This is a genomic window from Sedimentibacter sp. B4 (assembly GCF_000309315.1).
GTDB classification, from domain to species: domain Bacteria; phylum Bacillota; class Clostridia; order Tissierellales; family Sedimentibacteraceae; genus Sedimentibacter; species Sedimentibacter saalensis.
This window is the reverse complement of the sequence record NZ_CANG01000010.1, coordinates 54459-70513: the sequence shown is the minus strand read 5'-3', so window position 1 is coordinate 70513 and position 16055 is coordinate 54459. Positions and strand designations below refer to the sequence as shown.

Here is a 16055-nt window from a genome sequence, read left to right as displayed (position 1 = left end):
CTATGCAATAATAGAACATAGATAATCTAGGTATAGGGAGGAATTATGAAAGTAGATAAAAGTTTAATAAAGGGAAACACAAAATTGTTGGTTTTATCGATAATTGAATCAGGCAATAAATACGGCTATGAAATCATCAAGGAATTAGAAGCTAAGTCGTACGGTACATTTGTTTTGAAGGAAGGCACATTGTACCCCATACTGCATGGACTTGAAAAAGATGAACTCATAAAGTCAGCCGTGTACATGATGGAATCCAACAAATCCAGAAAATATTACAAAATAACAAAAAAAGGTAGGGTTTCCTTATACAATATGAAAAAAGAATGGTTTGAATTTTCTACAAAAGTAAATCTCATAGTGGGGAAGGAATCAACCATATCGCTATAAATACAAAATAACAGCCTTATTTGGCTGTTTCATAATGGTTTATTAAATGGTTATCATGGGCGGGTAAGCCCGCCCCGGGTTTAAGAAATTTTTCCAAGGAAGATTATTTCTTCTGTTTCAGCGTTTGTTATTAGTAAACCAAGGTCTTCCCAGTTTGAAGAGCCAAGGTAGCCAAGCCTGTCATCCCAGGCATCATCATATTCTTCCTTTGAAACGCGCTCAGCGTCCACATAATATTCAACTTCAGAGTAAATGAGTTTGAATCCATCCTGAGAAACATGATCTTCTTCAAATTCATAGTCATAATCGTCTTCTTCGCCGTAATCATCATACTCATCATCAAAAGAATAATGACTGTAACTGTTGTATTCTTCCTCAACACCGTCAGTATACAGGTATCCGTAATTAATCAAATTATAAAGGCATTCATACATTTTATCCATATGGTCTTCATTGGCGTAAGCTTCAGCAAGCTGTGAGAAAAAATCCAGTATTTCCTGATCCTTGACTTCATATGTTACTTTGTCCTTGGTGTACAGATTTTCCTTGCAGTCTCCGCTTTCATTTGTTATGGTAATTTTCATGGTAAGTCCCCCTCGACATATCTATTTGTAAAATATATTAAGGATTTTAAAATTTAGCATAAGTTTTTTCGATTTTGCATTTAAAAGTTTTCACATATTATTGTAAAGAAGCATTAAATAAAAAAAATGTCGCTTTACAGCGGCATTTTTGTACAATTAAAGTTCAAGCAATTGATTGGGGTGTCTGATTTCTACAATTTTTGTTGACGGAAACTTCTCCTGCTGCGAAATTTTAAATTTATGAGATATATCAAACTCATCCCAAAAGTGCATAGGGATGAATGTTCTTGGTTTTATTTTACGTATAAAGTATTCTCCTCCACAGAGATAATTTTCTTCAAGTCTGTAGTCAACCGGGAAAAATGCAACGCTTATGACATTTCTTTTTCCTTTTATATCATCTACAATATTTTTGAATGCTTCTTCCATTGCTTTTTCCTCTGACAATGTGTCCTCAGACCACTTCCACCAGTTTAAATCACCTGCGTGGAATATCCTTCTGTGGTCAACTTCCACCGTAAAACTTACTCCTTCATCTGTTGAACCATATGATAAAATTTTTAAGTTGTTTATATGGATTTCTGCATTTGTCTTCATAAAATAATAATTGATTTCAGGATTTTTTATTTTAATGTCATAGCTTAATATGTAATGGATGTTTTTTTTCATTTCATGCCATTTTAAGATTTCCTTGTTGAAATGGTCGTGATGACTGTGGGATGAAAAAACATAAAGTGGTTTTTCACTTTCAAATATATTGTTCATAAGAACATCGAAATCAAAATCCGAATTTTTGTCCTTCTTGTTTTTAAAATAATCAAACATTAAAAATGAACTTTTTGTTTCAACAACAAAACAGCTGTGGTAAATAAAGTATATTTTCATATAATCACCTCTAAGAAATATTATAATATAAACGTCAATCACTGGCAATAATAACGTAAAAGCATGATTTAAATTATTATTTTCACAATTATAATAAAAATTAGAAAAATTACAAAATAATATTTGTATTAGCAAAACTTTCGTAGTATAATGAGAAGTTAATAATAATAAAATGAGGATGATACGATTAATGAAAATTGAAAATGTAAATTTGAATGACAACATTCAAAAAGCTTTACAAGAAATGGGATTCGAAGAAAGTACCCAAATCCAGCAAGAAGCTATACCAGTAGTACTGGAAGGCCACGATATAATAGGACAATCAAATACAGGAACAGGAAAGACAGCTGCTTTTGGGATACCAATACTTGAAAAAATAGACACGAGAGTGAAACTTCCACAAGCTTTAGTATTGTTGCCAACAAGAGAATTAGCCGTACAGGTGGCTAACGAGTTCAGAAAAATCGGGAAATACATGGATGGCATCAAGACTGTAACAGTTTATGGCGGAGCAGATATAAGAACACAAATCAACAAGGTAAAAGAAGGAGCACAGATAATAGTCGGTACTCCAGGAAGAATCATAGATCTTATAGACAGACATGTAATAAAATTGAATGAACTTAAGATTACTGTATTGGATGAAGCAGACGAAATGCTAAAAATGGGTTTCAGGGAAGACATTGAGCTTATACTCAGCAATGTGGACCATGTAACTCAGACGCTTTTGTTTTCTGCCACAATACCGGAAGATATGAAAAAAATCATCAAAAAATTCCTAAAAAATCCTGTGTCCATAAAGACATTGAGAGAAGGAATCACTGCAAAGGAAGTTAAGCAAAGTTATTTCCTTGTAAAACATTCAGACAAGGTTGATGCTTTGGCAAGACTCATTGACACTTACACACCTAAATTGACACTGGTGTTCTGCAATACAAAAAAATCTGTTGATGATTTGTATGAAGTTTTGATTGAAAAGGGCTACAACTGTGATAAAATCCATGGTGACATAAAACAGTCCCAAAGAATTGACACTCTAACAAAGTTCAACAACGGACTAATTGACATATTAATTGCTACAGACGTTGCAGCAAGAGGTCTGGACATAAAAGAAGTTGAATGTGTAATTAACTTTGAAGTTCCTTCAAAGGAAGATTACTATGTGCACCGTATCGGAAGAACCGGAAGAGCCGGCAAGGAAGGTTCATCCTTCACACTGGCTTCAGCAAAAGAAATCAAAAAAATTGAAAATATTGAAAAATACACCAAGAAGCCTATACGCAAAAGAACAATTCCTACTGTTGACAAGGTTAATGAAGTTAAACAGGATAAATTCATAAGAGGAGTTGTGGAAATAATTGAAAAAGGCGATATAGGTGAAAACAGAACACTTGCAGGAAGACTTCTTGAACAAGGATTTGATGCCGAAACTCTTATTGCTGCAATGATAAAGAAGCTTGTTAAATTCGACACTTCTGAAGAAAGAGACTTAAATGATATTATTCCTGAAAGAAAGAAAATATCAAGAGGAGCTAAAAATCTTGAAGATACTGTAAGATTCCACGTGAGCCTTGGAAAGAAACAAGGAATAAGACCTGGAGACATTCTTGGTGCTGTTGCAGGAGAATGTGGCATACCTGGTTCTGACATCGGAGAAATAGAAGTACTTGAAAACTATTCATTCTTCAATGCAGCTTCTGAACACCAGATGAGAATACTTGACAGAATGCAGGGAGCTCAGATAAAAGGCAAGGATGTAATGATTGAATTGTCAAAGGAAAAGAAATCCTCAAGGCCTGCAAGAGGAAAGTCTCATGATGATAAACAAATGTGGCAGAGAAACAAACCAAGAAAAAAATATTAAAAATTAGTTGACACAATAAAATCATGGTAATATAATGATAAAAATGAAACTGTGATGGATCGAGTAATACAGATACAGCGCTTCAGAGAAGGGAGTCAAGGCTGAGAGCTTCCTGTGCATGACTGTGTGAAAACTAATCCGGAGTTAAACTTGAAAGCGCAAGCGTAAAAGTTTGGTATGGATGCCTTAAATCCCTTGAGAAGCAACTAAGGTGGAACCACGATATCTCGTCCTTAAACATTATGTTTAAGACGAGATTTTTTTATTTTAAAATATAACTTGGAGGGAAATTATGATTAAATTAACTTTGCCTGATAACAGCGTAAGAGAATATGAAGATGGAATATTAGCTTTAGATGTTGCAAAGAGCATTAGTGAAGGTTTGGCAAGAAGCGTTGTGGGAGCTGTTTACAACGGAGAAACAATTGGACTTAAAGACGAAGTCAAAGCTGACGGAACAATAAAGTTCCTTAAGTTTGAAGACAAAGAAGGAAAGCATGTGTTCTGGCACACTTCTTCACACATTATGGCTCATGCCATCAAAAGAATTTGGCCTGATGCAAAACTTGCCATAGGACCTGCCATAGACAACGGTTTTTATTATGATATCGACATGGAGTACAGGCTGGTTCAGGAAGACTTTGAAAAAATTGAAGCAGAAATGAAGAAAATCGTCAAGGAAGGTCTGGAACTTGAACGCTTTGAACTTCCAAGAGCAGAAGCTATAAAATTCATGGAAGAGCGTCAGGAGCCTTACAAGGTTGAACTTATTCAGGACTTGCCGGAAGATGCAGTTATATCTTTCTACAAGCAGGGAGATTTTACTGACCTTTGCGCAGGCCCTCACCTTGAATCAACTAAAAAACCAAAGGCTGTGAAGCTTTTAAGCATTGCCGGAGCTTACTGGAGAGGCAGCGAAAACAACAAGATGCTTCAGCGTGTTTACGGAATAACTTTTGAAAAGGCTAAAGACCTGGAAGATTATCTGAAAATGATTGAAGAAGCTAAAAAGCGTGACCACAGAAAACTGGGCAAGGAACTAGACTTATTCTTCATGTCAGAAGAAGGTCCGGGATTCCCGTTCTTCCTTCCTAAAGGTGTGGAAGTTAAAAATGAACTGATGAAATTCTGGAGAGAGATGCATAAAAAAGCAGGCTATGTGGAAATTGAAACTCCATTGATGTTAAACAGACATTTGTGGGAAACATCAGGTCACTGGTTTACTTACAAGGAAAATATGTATACAACTGTAATTGACGAACAGGATTTTGCAATAAAACCTATGAACTGCCCTGGAGGTATCCTTGTATATAAAAATGCAATGCACTCCTACAAGGACTTTCCAATGAGAGTTGCTGAAGCAGGAAGAGTTCACAGACACGAATTGTCAGGCGCACTTCACGGACTCATGCGTGTCAGAGCATTCACTCAGGATGATGCCCACTTATTCATACTGCCGGAACAAATAAAGGATGAAATTAAAGGTGTTATCAAATTAATTGATGAGATATACAAACAATTTGGATTTTCATATAAATTAGAGCTTTCAACTAGACCAGAAAAGTTTCTTGGAGAAATTAAGGACTGGGATATGGCGGAAGCATCACTTAAGGCTGCTCTTGAAGAACTAAATCTTAATTTTGTGATTAATGAAGGTGACGGAGCATTTTACGGACCAAAAATAGACTTCCACCTAACTGACTGCATAGGAAGAACATGGCAGTGCGGAACAATTCAGTTAGATTATCAGTTGCCACAGCGCTTTGAAATGGAATATGTGGGAGCAGACGGACAAAAGCACAGACCTGTAATGATTCACAGAACTGCATTCGGAAGCATTGAAAGATTCTTTGGAATACTCATAGAACAATTTGCAGGTGCTTTCCCAACATGGCTTGCTCCAGTCCAGGTAAAGGTACTTCCTATTTCAGACAAATACAATGAATATGCTGAAAAAGTGAAAAAATATCTTGAAGAAAAGAACATCAGAGTTGAAGTTGATTTAAGAGCTGAAAAAATAGGATATAAAATCAGAGAAGCTCAAATGGGAAAAGTTCCTTTCATGTTTGTTGTTGGAGAAAAAGAAGTTGAAAACAACAGTGTTTCTGTAAGAGAAAGAAAACAAGGTGACATGGGTTCAATGAACATTGATGAAATAGCAGATGTAATATTGAACAAAGTAGCTACAAGAGAAAATGACTCGCCACAGCTGGCATAAGTAAAAGTGTATTTTGTTTTTTATATTAACCGTAGAGCCTTTAAGCTCTACGGTTTTCTTATACACAGATTCAGCTTGTTTTTGGTTGAGTTTTTTATGTTTTAGCTGTATACTATTATTGGTAATTTATTTTATTTAGTTTTCCATTGCAAGCATGCAACGGCGTACTAATTTTGAGATTATTATATTTTGTCTAGGGAGGATATAATGAATAAATACAGATACAAGAAAGTCAATGCTTTTACTTCTGACATTTCAAAAGGAAATCCTGCTGCATACTTGTATACAGAAAACGAAATGTTGTCAGAAAAAGAAATGTTAGATGTTGGAAAAGATCATGCAGGTTTTGTTTCAGAAGTTGTATTTTGCTCAGCTTCAACAAAGGCAGATTTAAAACTTACATATTATTCTTCTGAATGTGAGGTTGATTTTTGCGGGCATGGCACAATTGCTGCTATGTATGACCTAATTAAAAATGATAAAACACTCAGAACAAAAAAACAAATCCATATTGAAACAAACAGAAAAGGTATTTTAAATATTTTCAACAATATCGAACAGGAAGATGCAGTTTATATTACTGCACCAGCAGCACAGCATCTATCTCTTAAATTAACCAATGAACAAGTGGCATGTGCATTAGAAATTCCAATAAGTGATATAGATGAAAAATATTGTGTTGATTTTATTGATGCGGGTTTGCGCACACTGATTGTTCCCATTAAAAGCTTTGAAAAAGAAATTTCTATTTATCCTAGTGAAAAAAAATTAAAAGAATTTTGCCTTAATAATGAGGTGGATATCATTTTGATTTTCAGCAAAAATGCTGGAAACAGCAATTATATTGCACACACCCGTGTCTTTGCTCCTAAATTCGGGTATCTTGAAGACCCGGCAACAGGCTCCGGAAATAGTGCTTTTGCGAATTATCTGCTTAAAAATGCTTTATGGGATGGTACTCCTGCTGTAATTGAACAAGGCGGCGATAATATAGCATTCAACTCGGTAAGCATAAAGACTTTTGAAAACAGTGTCTTATTTGGAGGCAAAGCCACAACAATTATTGATGGATATTATTATATATAATCTTGTAAGCTAAAGACTTAAGGAAGTACTGAGTAATATTTAATAATGTAGTTATATTTAATATTGTAAAAGGGAGCAATAAATTGGACGACAGAATAGTTTCTAAGAATAGAGTTGTTTACGCAGATATTTTGAAAATTTTCGCATCGTTTTCAGTTGTATTTCTCCATGTGGCTGCAGGAGGATGGGGAGTAGCAGGTATTGAAACATATGAATGGAAAGTATTTAATATATATGACAGTATGTTAAGATTTGGAGTTCCTGTATTCGTTATGGCAAGCGGAATGTTTCTCTTAAGGACTGAAAAGAACTTGAGCATAGTTGATATTTACAAAAAATATATACCCCGCATTGTAATTTGTTTTATGTCATGGTCATTTCTTTATGCAATATATCCTGTTGCTTCCGGAAAAATTCAGTTTGAACAGGAAAGATTTCTTAGAGAATTCGTATTTGGACATTATCACATGTGGTATTTATACATGATTGTAGGACTTTACATTATAACGCCCATACTTCGAAAAATAGTTCAGGATAAAAAATCAACTGAGTACTTCATCATTCTTTCTGTGGTATTTGCATTTTTGCTTCCTTTTGTGTCAAAAGTGTTTCTGTTAAAGGATTTTGAAATGTTTGTCCGTAAGTTTGAAGTAAGCCTGGTTTTAGGTTATTCAGGATACTACGTGCTTGGATATTATATTGATAATTATGAAATTAAAATTATGACGAGAAAAATCATTTATATGGCAGGAATTCTGGGTGTGGTCGCAACGGCAGCTTTAACAAGCATAATTTCCTTAAAAACCGGTAAAGCTGATAGCATGTTTTACAGCTATCTATTTCCTAATGTATTGATTTGCAGCATAGCAGTGTTTGTGTTTTTTAGGTATTATGTTTCAAAAATAAAATTCGGCACTAAAAGCCTGAAGGCTGCAGGAGTTTTGTCAGCATTTTCATTCAGAATTTATCTAATCCATGACTTTTTCAACATATTTTTATACGAAGCAGGAATTTCAGCCGTGAATTATAATCCGGTTTTTTCAGTTCCGTTAATTGCAGCAGCGGTTTTTGCAATGAGCTTCATTGCTAGTTATATAATAGGAAAAATTCCTTTTTTAAACAAAATTTTATAATCGGAGGATATTATGAGCAAGGCATATTCAGGAGATGTTCAGTATCATATTAATATGAAGCAGGGAGATGTGGGACGATATGTTATATTGCCCGGAGACCCTAAAAGATGCGTCAAAATAGCAGAGCATTTTGATAATCCTGTGCTGGTTGCAGATCACAGGGAATTTGTTACATATACAGGATTCATAGATGGTGTCAAAGTCAGCGTCACATCCACGGGAATAGGGGGGCCTTCAGCTTCCATAGCTTTAGAAGAGCTTGCAAACATAGGTGCCGACACATTTATCCGTGTGGGAACAAGCGGAGGAATGGATATAAATGTAATGGGAGGAGACCTGGTAATAGCTTCAGGAGCAATAAGAATGGAAGGAACAGGCAGAGAATATGCACCAATGGAGTTTCCTGCAGTTGCAAATTATGACGTGTTAAATGCCCTTGTAAAAGCATCAAAGGATTTAGGAAAGAAATATCACGTTGGAATTGTTCAGTGCAAGGATGCATATTATGGACAGCATGAACCTGAAACAAAACCTGTAGCATATGAACTAATAAACAAATGGAATGCTTGGCTTAAACTTGGAGCTTTAGCTTCTGAAATGGAATCGGCAGCTTTGTTTATTGTGGGAGCATACAGAAGGGTGAGGGTTGGTGCAATACTAAATGTGGTTGCCAACCAGGAAAGAAGAAAATTAGGTCTGGATGATCCTATGGAACACGATACGGAAGCAGCCATAGTAACAGCCATTGAAGCCATAAGAAATCTCATAAAAGAAGACAAGGCAATTAAGAATTAAGAATTAAGAGTTAAGAATTAAGAATTGAAGTAAAAAGATTTGAACCATGACGTTCAAATCTTTTATATTTTTATTTTGCATTTATGTTTATGAATTCTGCCTTAAGTTTTGAATATACAATTTTTTGGCTGCTGTAAAGTCCATAATATCCCGACAGCATGTAGCTAACACTGCAGGCAATGGCAAATATAAGTACACCTTGGGCGCCGAATAATTCAATGGACAATATTATGGAAGCAATGGGAGCATTAACAACTCCGCAGAACAGGGCTACAAGTCCAATAGCTGCAGAGAAGCCGGGATTTAACCCTAAAAGACTTCCGGCAAAGCAACCGAATGTGGCGCCTATGAAAAACGTAGGAACTATTTCTCCGCCTTTAAAGCCTGCTGCTATGGTTATGGCAGTGAATATTATTTTGAGAATAAATGCTTCCGGTCTGGCAGTTCCTTCAATGGCATTTTCAATAATGTTCATTCCTGCACCGTTGTAGTCTCCTGTTTTAAGAAGGAGGGTCATTGCAACTATTATTAGTCCTCCTACAAAGCCTCGTACGTATATGTTTTTTAATTTTGATTCCACCATGTGTTCTGTTTTTTTCATTGTTACTATGAAAACAATGCTTAGGAACGCACACAGACCTGCAAGTATTACAGTCATAATTATTGTTTTAAGATTGAGAACAGGTATGTAGCTTAAGTAAAATCTCACAGGAGCAACACCAAAGTAAAGTGAAACGCCATATGCCATAAGTGAAGAAACCAGGCATGGAACAAGGCTTGAATAATAAATTACTCCAATGCTTATTACTTCCATTGCAAACAATGTTGCAGTAAGAGGAGTTCCAAACAGCGCTGAGAATACGCTGCTCATGCCGCATAATGTTATGAGGTGCATGTCCTTTTCGTCAAGGTGAAAAAAAGAACCTACAAATGAACCGATGCTTCCTCCAAGCTGAAGAGCTGCACCTTCTCTTCCGGCAGAACCTCCGAAAAGGTGTGTTATGAATGTGCTTATGAATATAAGCGGAGCCAGGACAAAAGGAACCTTCTGATCAGAACGTATGGAACTAATTATTTGGTTTGTTCCCGTGGAATCACTCATATTAAACATTTTGTACAATTCTGCAATGACAACTCCCCCTATGGGCAAATACAGAATAATCCAATTGTTTTCTACACGAAATTCCGTGGCGTGCTCAACGCTTACGTGAAACAATGTTCCTATAATTCCTCCTATAAAACCTGTTATGCTTGCTAGTATAACCCATCTTATAAATGTCTTAATGTAATTTTCAGCAGATTTAATTTTTCTTATGCATAATTCCAATTTTATTTCTCCTTTAATTATTTCAACGAAAATAATTGTATCACAATTTTTCTGAATGTCAAAAAAATTTCAATCATCATATATCTGCCTGCGGCTTCAACGGTAGGTACTTTCATTTTTTGTCAGTCTGTTTATTGTCAATTCAGTGAATTTCTATGATAGTAATGATTATTAATGATGTTTTGCAAAATATCTATAACAAATCTTTCAGCAACATGAAGAGTTTATTAAAAATACAAATTGAATTTTAATCTTATTTTAATAAATCCCTAAAACAAGCTTAATTCTATGGATGTATATTAGTAACATAGAAAATATAAATTTTGGAGGGTGAAATGAAAGTAACATTGGAACAAATAGACGAACTAAGAAACAGAGTTAACGTAAGCTATGAGGAAGCAAAAAGCACCTTGGAGAAAAATGACGGTGATTTGATAAAATCAATTATTGAACTTGAAAAGAAAAAAGGAAGAAAGAATGAAACAAAAGGAAACTTCACATCATTTACTAACAGACTTTTGTCTCTTAAGCTGTCCATAAGAAACAAAGATGGAGAAACAGTATTGAATATGCCGTTGGTAATAGTTCTGGCAGTCTTCATAATGGCATTTTGGGTTGTGATATTTGGCCTTATGCTTGCAATATTGACATCATGCAAGATTAAAGTATACAGAGACAAGAATTCAATGAATGTAAGCAGCTTGAAAAAGAACATGAAGGAAGCAGTTAATAAAATCAAAGTAAAATCCGAAGAAATCATTGTTGATGATGAACAGCCATTAACTAAAAATGACGATGAGGATGACAATGAAATAATTATTGAATAACAAAAGAAATATCAGGTCCATGACCTGATATTTCTTTTAATGACTTACGTGAATTAATTGTTGTTTTCCCTCTGTGCATAGTATACTTCGGAAAGTGCATTCCATGTTTCTTCATCGAGAATTCCAGTAACGCTAAGTGCCATGGCTGATTGAAAAGCTTGAACGGCTTCTTTGGTTTTTTCATCATATACACCGGTAATTTCAATGAATGGTACAGCATTAATTTTAGTAGATATATACTGAATTGCCTGCTGCAGAACAAAAGGAACAAGACCTTCATCTCCTAGCGAAAAATTTCTTCCGGGATATGCCAGACGGGGCAGGAGGGTTGATTCAGGAGGAATGCTTTTTATTATGCCAAGGGCTTCATTGTATAAAAGATCCCATGTTACACGGTCTACGGCCCCTGTGGGCTCCAGGTTCTTGTTTTTTTGGTACTCAATGACAGCAAATCTTGTCGCTTCATCAAAAACTCTTGTTATTAGAACAGGAGGAATAGATTTGTTATATGATGATATAAGAGTAAGAAAATACTGCAGTATAGAAACACGGCGGCGAATATCTCCCAATAAAAGCGTCTCAGAAAGTTCGTCTTCTATTTCTTTAATAAGAATTCCTTCTGATGTTAATTCGGCAAGTTTTGTCACGGCCACGTATATATTAAATATTTTATACCATGTACCTTTATCGATTATTCCTGTCATAGGAAGATTGAACACACTTTGAAATAATTTGACTGCTTCTTCTGTTTCTTCACCAAAATATCCGTCAAGAGGAATTTTTGGAATAGCAGGAAAGTTATTTGAAATTCTGTTAAGCTGCATCTGTTTTCTAAAAACATCGAGACTGGAATCACCAGGCTTAAGATCCTTGCCGGTATATCTGTATGTTATGTCTCCTACAGGAGCAATATTAAGAGATAAGTTTTCTCCGTAATAATATTTTAAAATTTCAAGTGGAGTATAACCTGAAGTGGCCAGATCCACAGTTCCCCATTGGTAAAGACCGTCGCATTGGGACACCCTGCCATCACAAAACAAGGCGTATAACGGCTCAAAACGACCTTCTCTTGAAATATATTCGTTGAATACTTCATCTACAATTCTGTCTATAGGCTCATATATACCTCTTTCAGGCACGTAAGCCTGGTCAAATCTAGTGTTTGATGTTATGTCGAATTGGAAGCCCCGGCTTCTGTACCAATCGGTGAATATTCTGTTCAGTGCAACTGATACAATGGCATGAACATTTGCTCTTAGGGCATTTTCAGGCCATGTGGGGTACAGCTCGCTTGAAGCAACATTTTTTATGTAGTCAATGAAGGGTATGGTTATATTTTCAGCTTCTTCATCAGGAGAGCCGAGATGGACAGTAATTACATCAGGTACAGTCACAACATTCTGATAAACTGTACCGGGTATTGGAAATTGCAATTCCTTTACTAAGTTTTTATTGAATTTGTTTTTAAATTTTAACCTAATGGCAATCTCCCCCATAATTATTTGATAATTCAATATATGCAAAACAATATAAATTTCCATTAATCAATATTAAACATAGATAATTATTTACAATAAGTTGTTAAAGAGAGTATAATAATAAAAAAACAGAGGTTTCCCATGGATAAGAAAAAAATTCTCATAGTTGAAGATGAACATAAAATTGCAAGATTTTTAGAGCTTGAGCTCAAATATGAAGGTTATGAAGTAGATATAGCAAACAACGGCAGAGAGGGACTTGAAAAAGGAAAAGAATCTGACGTTGATTTGATTATTCTTGACCTAATGCTGCCTGGCTTAAGCGGAATAGAAGTGTGCAGAAGATTGAGGCAGACTTCTGAGGTTCCTGTAATAATGCTTACTGCAAAAGATGATATTTCTGACAAGGTAACAGGACTAGACATAGGTGCTGATGACTATATGACAAAACCTTTTGCTGTCGAGGAACTTTTGGCACGAATAAGGGTTCTATTAAAAAGAAAAAACATAAACAAAGAAAAAGAAGAATCTCAGATTCTTGAAATAGGCAAGCTTAAGCTTTGCAAAAACAACTACAAAGTTGAATATGACAATGAAAACATCGAACTTACAAAAAAGGAGTTTGAGCTTCTGGAATTCATGATGATAAATAAAAATATTGTGCTTACCAGAGAAAAGATACTTGATAAGGTATGGGGTTATGATTATTTCGGAGACACTAATATTATTGATGTGTACATAAGATACCTAAGAAGCAAAATAGACCAGAAGTACAACGTGAACCTTATAGAAACAGTAAGAGGCGTCGGTTATATAATTCGTGATTGAAGGATTTCATATGATAAGGACCATTAAGAAAATACTTAAAACATTGCTGGGCATTGTTCTTTTTCCTTTCAAATTGATATGGAAGACCATTGTTAATCTTTTGAAAAGATTTAAGTTTTCCATAGCATTTAAAATATCTGCATCATACTTTTTTCTATACATTGTAATAATTCTCATTGTTGCAATGATTACATCTGCTGGTTACATGATAAACGAAATAAATAAATTTGAAAAGAACGTTGCTAAAGAGGATGTTGAAAAAATCATAAACAATTATCCGGAAATAGAAAAACTGGACATAGATAGAAGTGTGAGAACTGTTGAAATTTTTGACAGCAGTCTGAATCCGGTCTATCCTTCCGGCTCCAGCAGCAGGTATTCAGACAACATAATAGTTGTTCTTGAAAAACTATTTTATAACAGGGAATACATATATTCCTCAAGCTTCTACTCTGGTGCAGAAACATACTACATCAACATAAGCTATGAAATAACAAGTCTGCTGTCGGATGCAGCACGGATTTGCATGCTTGTGTTAGTTTCTGGAACCATAGGACTTTTTTTCTTTGTGCCCATAGTTTCAAGAACCAGCTACAAGGTCATTGGCCCTATTAAAAACATGACGGAAATAACAAAGACCATAACAGTGAACAACATAAACACACGCCTTGACATAAAGGGCACACAGGATGAACTGAAGGAGCTTTCTCAGACATTCAATGAAATGATGGACAGAATAGAAGAAGGCTACACTACTCAGCAGCAGTTTGTTTCAGATGCCTCTCATGAACTTAGAACTCCAATTGCCGTTATAAAGGGATATGTAAACATGCTTGACAGGTGGGGAAAAAACGACAAGGCAGTGCTGGAGGAATCCATAAGTGCCATAAAGAATGAAACAGAAAGTATGCAGGATTTAATTGAAAAACTTTTGTTCATTGCAAGAAGTGACAAGAGCACGCTTACATATACAAAAGAAGATTTTAAGATTTCCATAATACTCAATGAAATAGAAAAAGAAACAAAGATGATTGATCAAAAACACAGATTGTATTTCAAATTTTATGAAGATGCCACCATATATGGTGATCAGAAAAGAATAAAGCAGGCAATTAGAATATTGCTTGAAAATGCAATGAAATTTACGCCACAGGACGGGTATATAATGGTATCAAGCTTTATTCAGGATGACTACTACGTCATAAAGGTGGAAGATACAGGAATAGGAATCGAGAAAAAGGATCTTGAAAAAATATTTGAAAGACTTTACAGAGCCGAACAATCAAGGAGCAAGGAAATAGGCGGTCATGGTCTTGGACTTTCCATAGCAAAAATAATCGTGCTGGGCCACAAGGGAAAAATCAAGGTAAAGAGCACTCTTGGTAAAGGTTCTGAGTTTTCAATAATGCTTCCATACATATAGATTACCTAACCAATTTTTCTGAAAATACTTTATAACTGATTAATCGACAAAATGCAACAAAACAAGTCAAAGATAAATCCTTTTGCAAATAGTATAATAGCTTGTACACTATAGAGAAAGGATTTGAAAAAGTGAATTTAGAATTTGTTGAATCAGGTCAAATCATGACAATCAAACTTAAAGGGGACTTAGATCATCACAGCGCTGACGAATCAAGAGTGTTGATTGACGAAAAAATCAAAGACGAGAAATACAATAAAATAGTAATAGATTTAAAAAATCTTGATTTCATTGACAGCTCAGGTATTGGGTTTGTAATCGGGCGATACAAGGTTATCCGCAAACGCAATGGAGTCATTGAAATAGTCAATGCAAGCAAAAAGGTGAGAAAAATTCTCGACATGAGCGGCATTGGCAAAATCATCAATATTAAATAGGGGGATAAGATGCAAAACAATTATGTATTTATAAAAATACCGAGCTATTCTACAAATGAATCCTTTGCAAGAGCGGCAGTTGCGGCATTCTGTTCCAGCTTGAATCCAACTATTGAGGAAATCTCGGATATTAAGACGGCTGTATCAGAAGCAGTTACAAATGCAATAATCCACGGTTATGAAGATGAAGTTGGAGATATAGAAATTCAGTGCAGAATCAAGGGGCAAATGGTTGAAATAATCATTGAGGATTTCGGCTGTGGAATTGTAAATGTGGAAAAAGCCAAGGAACCTTTGTTTACCACTAAACCTGAACTTGAGCGTTCTGGGATGGGTTTTGCTGTTATGGAGACATTTATGGACGAGCTCATAGTATTATCAGAAAAAGATGTGGGCACAAAAGTAATAATGAGAAAAACTATCAATTCAAGAAAATAGGAATAATAGATTAAGAAGTTTTGGTTATGTAACTGAAACTTCTTGTTTTTTATTATGCTATGAGCTGGGCCTATGGAGAAAATCATGAACGTCAAAAGCATTAATTTGCACAGACATTGTTTTTGTGCAGTTTTTAAATTCAATTTGTATTGAAATTTCAAAACTAAGTAATATAATTCTTCTAATGTTCTGCAATAATTTAACAGCTCATATTAAAAAAGGCACAGTTAGTGCTTTTTTTTAGTATTCAAAAAATATTTTTGTAAATAATACTTATGAGGTGATTTATATGAAAAAAAGATATTTTTATTATTAATACTTTTAGTCATCAGCTTTACTGCC

General features: G+C 35.0%; 15 protein-coding genes. 11 read left to right on the top strand and 4 right to left on the bottom strand.

Translation table 11 applies throughout. From position 1 onward, the window contains the following. Positions 1–45 precede the first annotated feature (45 nt). Positions 46–390: a PadR family transcriptional regulator gene (locus BN358_RS02245; RefSeq protein ID WP_019227704.1), complete on the top strand. Its 345-nt coding sequence runs from the start codon at positions 46–48 to the stop codon at positions 388–390. 80 nt (positions 391–470) lie between these two features. Here the strand turns inward: BN358_RS02245 and BN358_RS02240 are convergent, their stop codons facing one another. Continuing rightward, positions 471–974 carry a hypothetical protein gene (locus tag BN358_RS02240; RefSeq protein WP_019227703.1) on the bottom strand — a complete coding sequence of 168 codons (504 nt, stop codon included), beginning with the start codon at positions 972–974 and terminating at the stop codon, positions 471–473. Positions 975–1130: 156 nt separating this feature from the next. Beyond that, positions 1131–1859, bottom strand: coding sequence for an MBL fold metallo-hydrolase (locus BN358_RS02235; RefSeq protein ID WP_019227702.1), 729 nt, complete (start codon positions 1857–1859; stop codon positions 1131–1133). A 190-nt stretch (positions 1860–2049) separates the two neighbouring features. On the opposite strand from BN358_RS02235, the gene BN358_RS02230 reads away from it, so the two are divergent. The 5 genes from BN358_RS02230 (at position 2050) to udp (ending at position 8955) form a co-directional block, all read left to right on the top strand. After that, positions 2050–3723: a DEAD/DEAH box helicase gene (locus tag BN358_RS02230; protein WP_019227701.1), complete on the top strand. Its 1674-nt coding sequence runs from the start codon at positions 2050–2052 to the stop codon at positions 3721–3723. Between the two features lie 292 nt (positions 3724–4015). After that, positions 4016–5941 carry a threonine--tRNA ligase gene (gene thrS, locus BN358_RS02225; protein ID WP_019227700.1) on the top strand — a complete coding sequence of 642 codons (1926 nt, stop codon included), beginning with the start codon at positions 4016–4018 and terminating at the stop codon, positions 5939–5941. Positions 5942–6148: 207 nt separating this feature from the next. Continuing rightward, positions 6149–7027, top strand: a complete 879-nt coding sequence (locus BN358_RS02220; RefSeq protein WP_019227699.1) for a PhzF family phenazine biosynthesis protein — start codon at positions 6149–6151, stop codon at positions 7025–7027. A gap of 83 nt (positions 7028–7110) precedes the next feature. After that, positions 7111–8160 carry an acyltransferase gene (locus BN358_RS02215; RefSeq protein ID WP_019227698.1) on the top strand — a complete coding sequence of 350 codons (1050 nt, stop codon included), beginning with the start codon at positions 7111–7113 and terminating at the stop codon, positions 8158–8160. Positions 8161–8172: 12 nt separating this feature from the next. Continuing rightward, positions 8173–8955 (top strand): uridine phosphorylase, encoded by a 783-nt coding sequence (udp, locus tag BN358_RS02210; protein WP_019227697.1) that lies wholly within the window; start codon positions 8173–8175, stop codon positions 8953–8955. Positions 8956–9025: 70 nt separating this feature from the next. On the opposite strand, the gene BN358_RS02205 is transcribed toward udp, so the two are convergent. After that, complete coding sequence (locus BN358_RS02205) at positions 9026–10282, bottom strand: chloride channel protein (RefSeq protein ID WP_019227696.1); 1257 nt, start codon at positions 10280–10282, stop codon at positions 9026–9028. 335 nt (positions 10283–10617) lie between these two features. On the opposite strand from BN358_RS02205, the gene BN358_RS02200 reads away from it, so the two are divergent. After that, positions 10618–11109, top strand: coding sequence for a DUF4342 domain-containing protein (locus BN358_RS02200; RefSeq protein WP_019227695.1), 492 nt, complete (start codon positions 10618–10620; stop codon positions 11107–11109). A gap of 53 nt (positions 11110–11162) precedes the next feature. Here BN358_RS02200 and BN358_RS02195 read toward each other — a convergent pair whose 3' ends face one another. After that, positions 11163–12605 (bottom strand): peptidoglycan-binding protein, encoded by a 1443-nt coding sequence (locus tag BN358_RS02195; RefSeq protein ID WP_198018333.1) that lies wholly within the window; start codon positions 12603–12605, stop codon positions 11163–11165. 123 nt (positions 12606–12728) lie between these two features. On the opposite strand from BN358_RS02195, the gene BN358_RS02190 reads away from it, so the two are divergent. The 4 genes from BN358_RS02190 to spoIIAB all read left to right on the top strand — a co-directional run bounded on the left by BN358_RS02190 (position 12729) and on the right by spoIIAB (position 15713). Further along, positions 12729–13415, top strand: a complete 687-nt coding sequence (locus tag BN358_RS02190; RefSeq protein WP_019227693.1) for a response regulator transcription factor — start codon at positions 12729–12731, stop codon at positions 13413–13415. A gap of 10 nt (positions 13416–13425) precedes the next feature. After that, positions 13426–14838, top strand: a complete 1413-nt coding sequence (locus tag BN358_RS02185) for a cell wall metabolism sensor histidine kinase WalK (RefSeq protein ID WP_019227692.1) — start codon at positions 13426–13428, stop codon at positions 14836–14838. Between the two features lie 131 nt (positions 14839–14969). Continuing rightward, positions 14970–15275 carry an anti-sigma factor antagonist gene (locus BN358_RS02180; protein ID WP_019227691.1) on the top strand — a complete coding sequence of 102 codons (306 nt, stop codon included), beginning with the start codon at positions 14970–14972 and terminating at the stop codon, positions 15273–15275. A gap of 9 nt (positions 15276–15284) precedes the next feature. Continuing rightward, complete coding sequence (gene spoIIAB / locus BN358_RS02175) at positions 15285–15713, top strand: anti-sigma F factor (RefSeq protein WP_019227690.1); 429 nt, start codon at positions 15285–15287, stop codon at positions 15711–15713. The last annotated feature ends 342 nt before the right edge of the window (positions 15714–16055 follow it).

What these genes read in the sequence shown, in the direction of transcription:
- BN358_RS02245 (WP_019227704.1), top strand. Translation starts at nt 46, where the DNA reads ATGAAAGTAGATAAAAGTTTAATAAAGGGAAACACAAAATTGTTGGTT.
- BN358_RS02240 (WP_019227703.1), bottom strand. Translation starts at nt 974, where the DNA reads ATGAAAATTACCATAACAAATGAAAGCGGAGACTGCAAGGAAAATCTG.
- BN358_RS02235 (WP_019227702.1), bottom strand. Translation starts at nt 1,859, where the DNA reads ATGAAAATATACTTTATTTACCACAGCTGTTTTGTTGTTGAAACAAAA.
- BN358_RS02230 (WP_019227701.1), top strand. Translation starts at nt 2,050, where the DNA reads ATGAAAATTGAAAATGTAAATTTGAATGACAACATTCAAAAAGCTTTA.
- thrS (WP_019227700.1), top strand. Translation starts at nt 4,016, where the DNA reads ATGATTAAATTAACTTTGCCTGATAACAGCGTAAGAGAATATGAAGAT.
- BN358_RS02220 (WP_019227699.1), top strand. Translation starts at nt 6,149, where the DNA reads ATGAATAAATACAGATACAAGAAAGTCAATGCTTTTACTTCTGACATT.
- udp (WP_019227697.1), top strand. Translation starts at nt 8,173, where the DNA reads ATGAGCAAGGCATATTCAGGAGATGTTCAGTATCATATTAATATGAAG.
- BN358_RS02200 (WP_019227695.1), top strand. Translation starts at nt 10,618, where the DNA reads ATGAAAGTAACATTGGAACAAATAGACGAACTAAGAAACAGAGTTAAC.
- BN358_RS02195 (WP_198018333.1), bottom strand. Translation starts at nt 12,605, where the DNA reads ATGGGGGAGATTGCCATTAGGTTAAAATTTAAAAACAAATTCAATAAA.
- BN358_RS02190 (WP_019227693.1), top strand. Translation starts at nt 12,729, where the DNA reads ATGGATAAGAAAAAAATTCTCATAGTTGAAGATGAACATAAAATTGCA.
- BN358_RS02185 (WP_019227692.1), top strand. Translation starts at nt 13,426, where the DNA reads ATGATAAGGACCATTAAGAAAATACTTAAAACATTGCTGGGCATTGTT.
- spoIIAB (WP_019227690.1), top strand. Translation starts at nt 15,285, where the DNA reads ATGCAAAACAATTATGTATTTATAAAAATACCGAGCTATTCTACAAAT.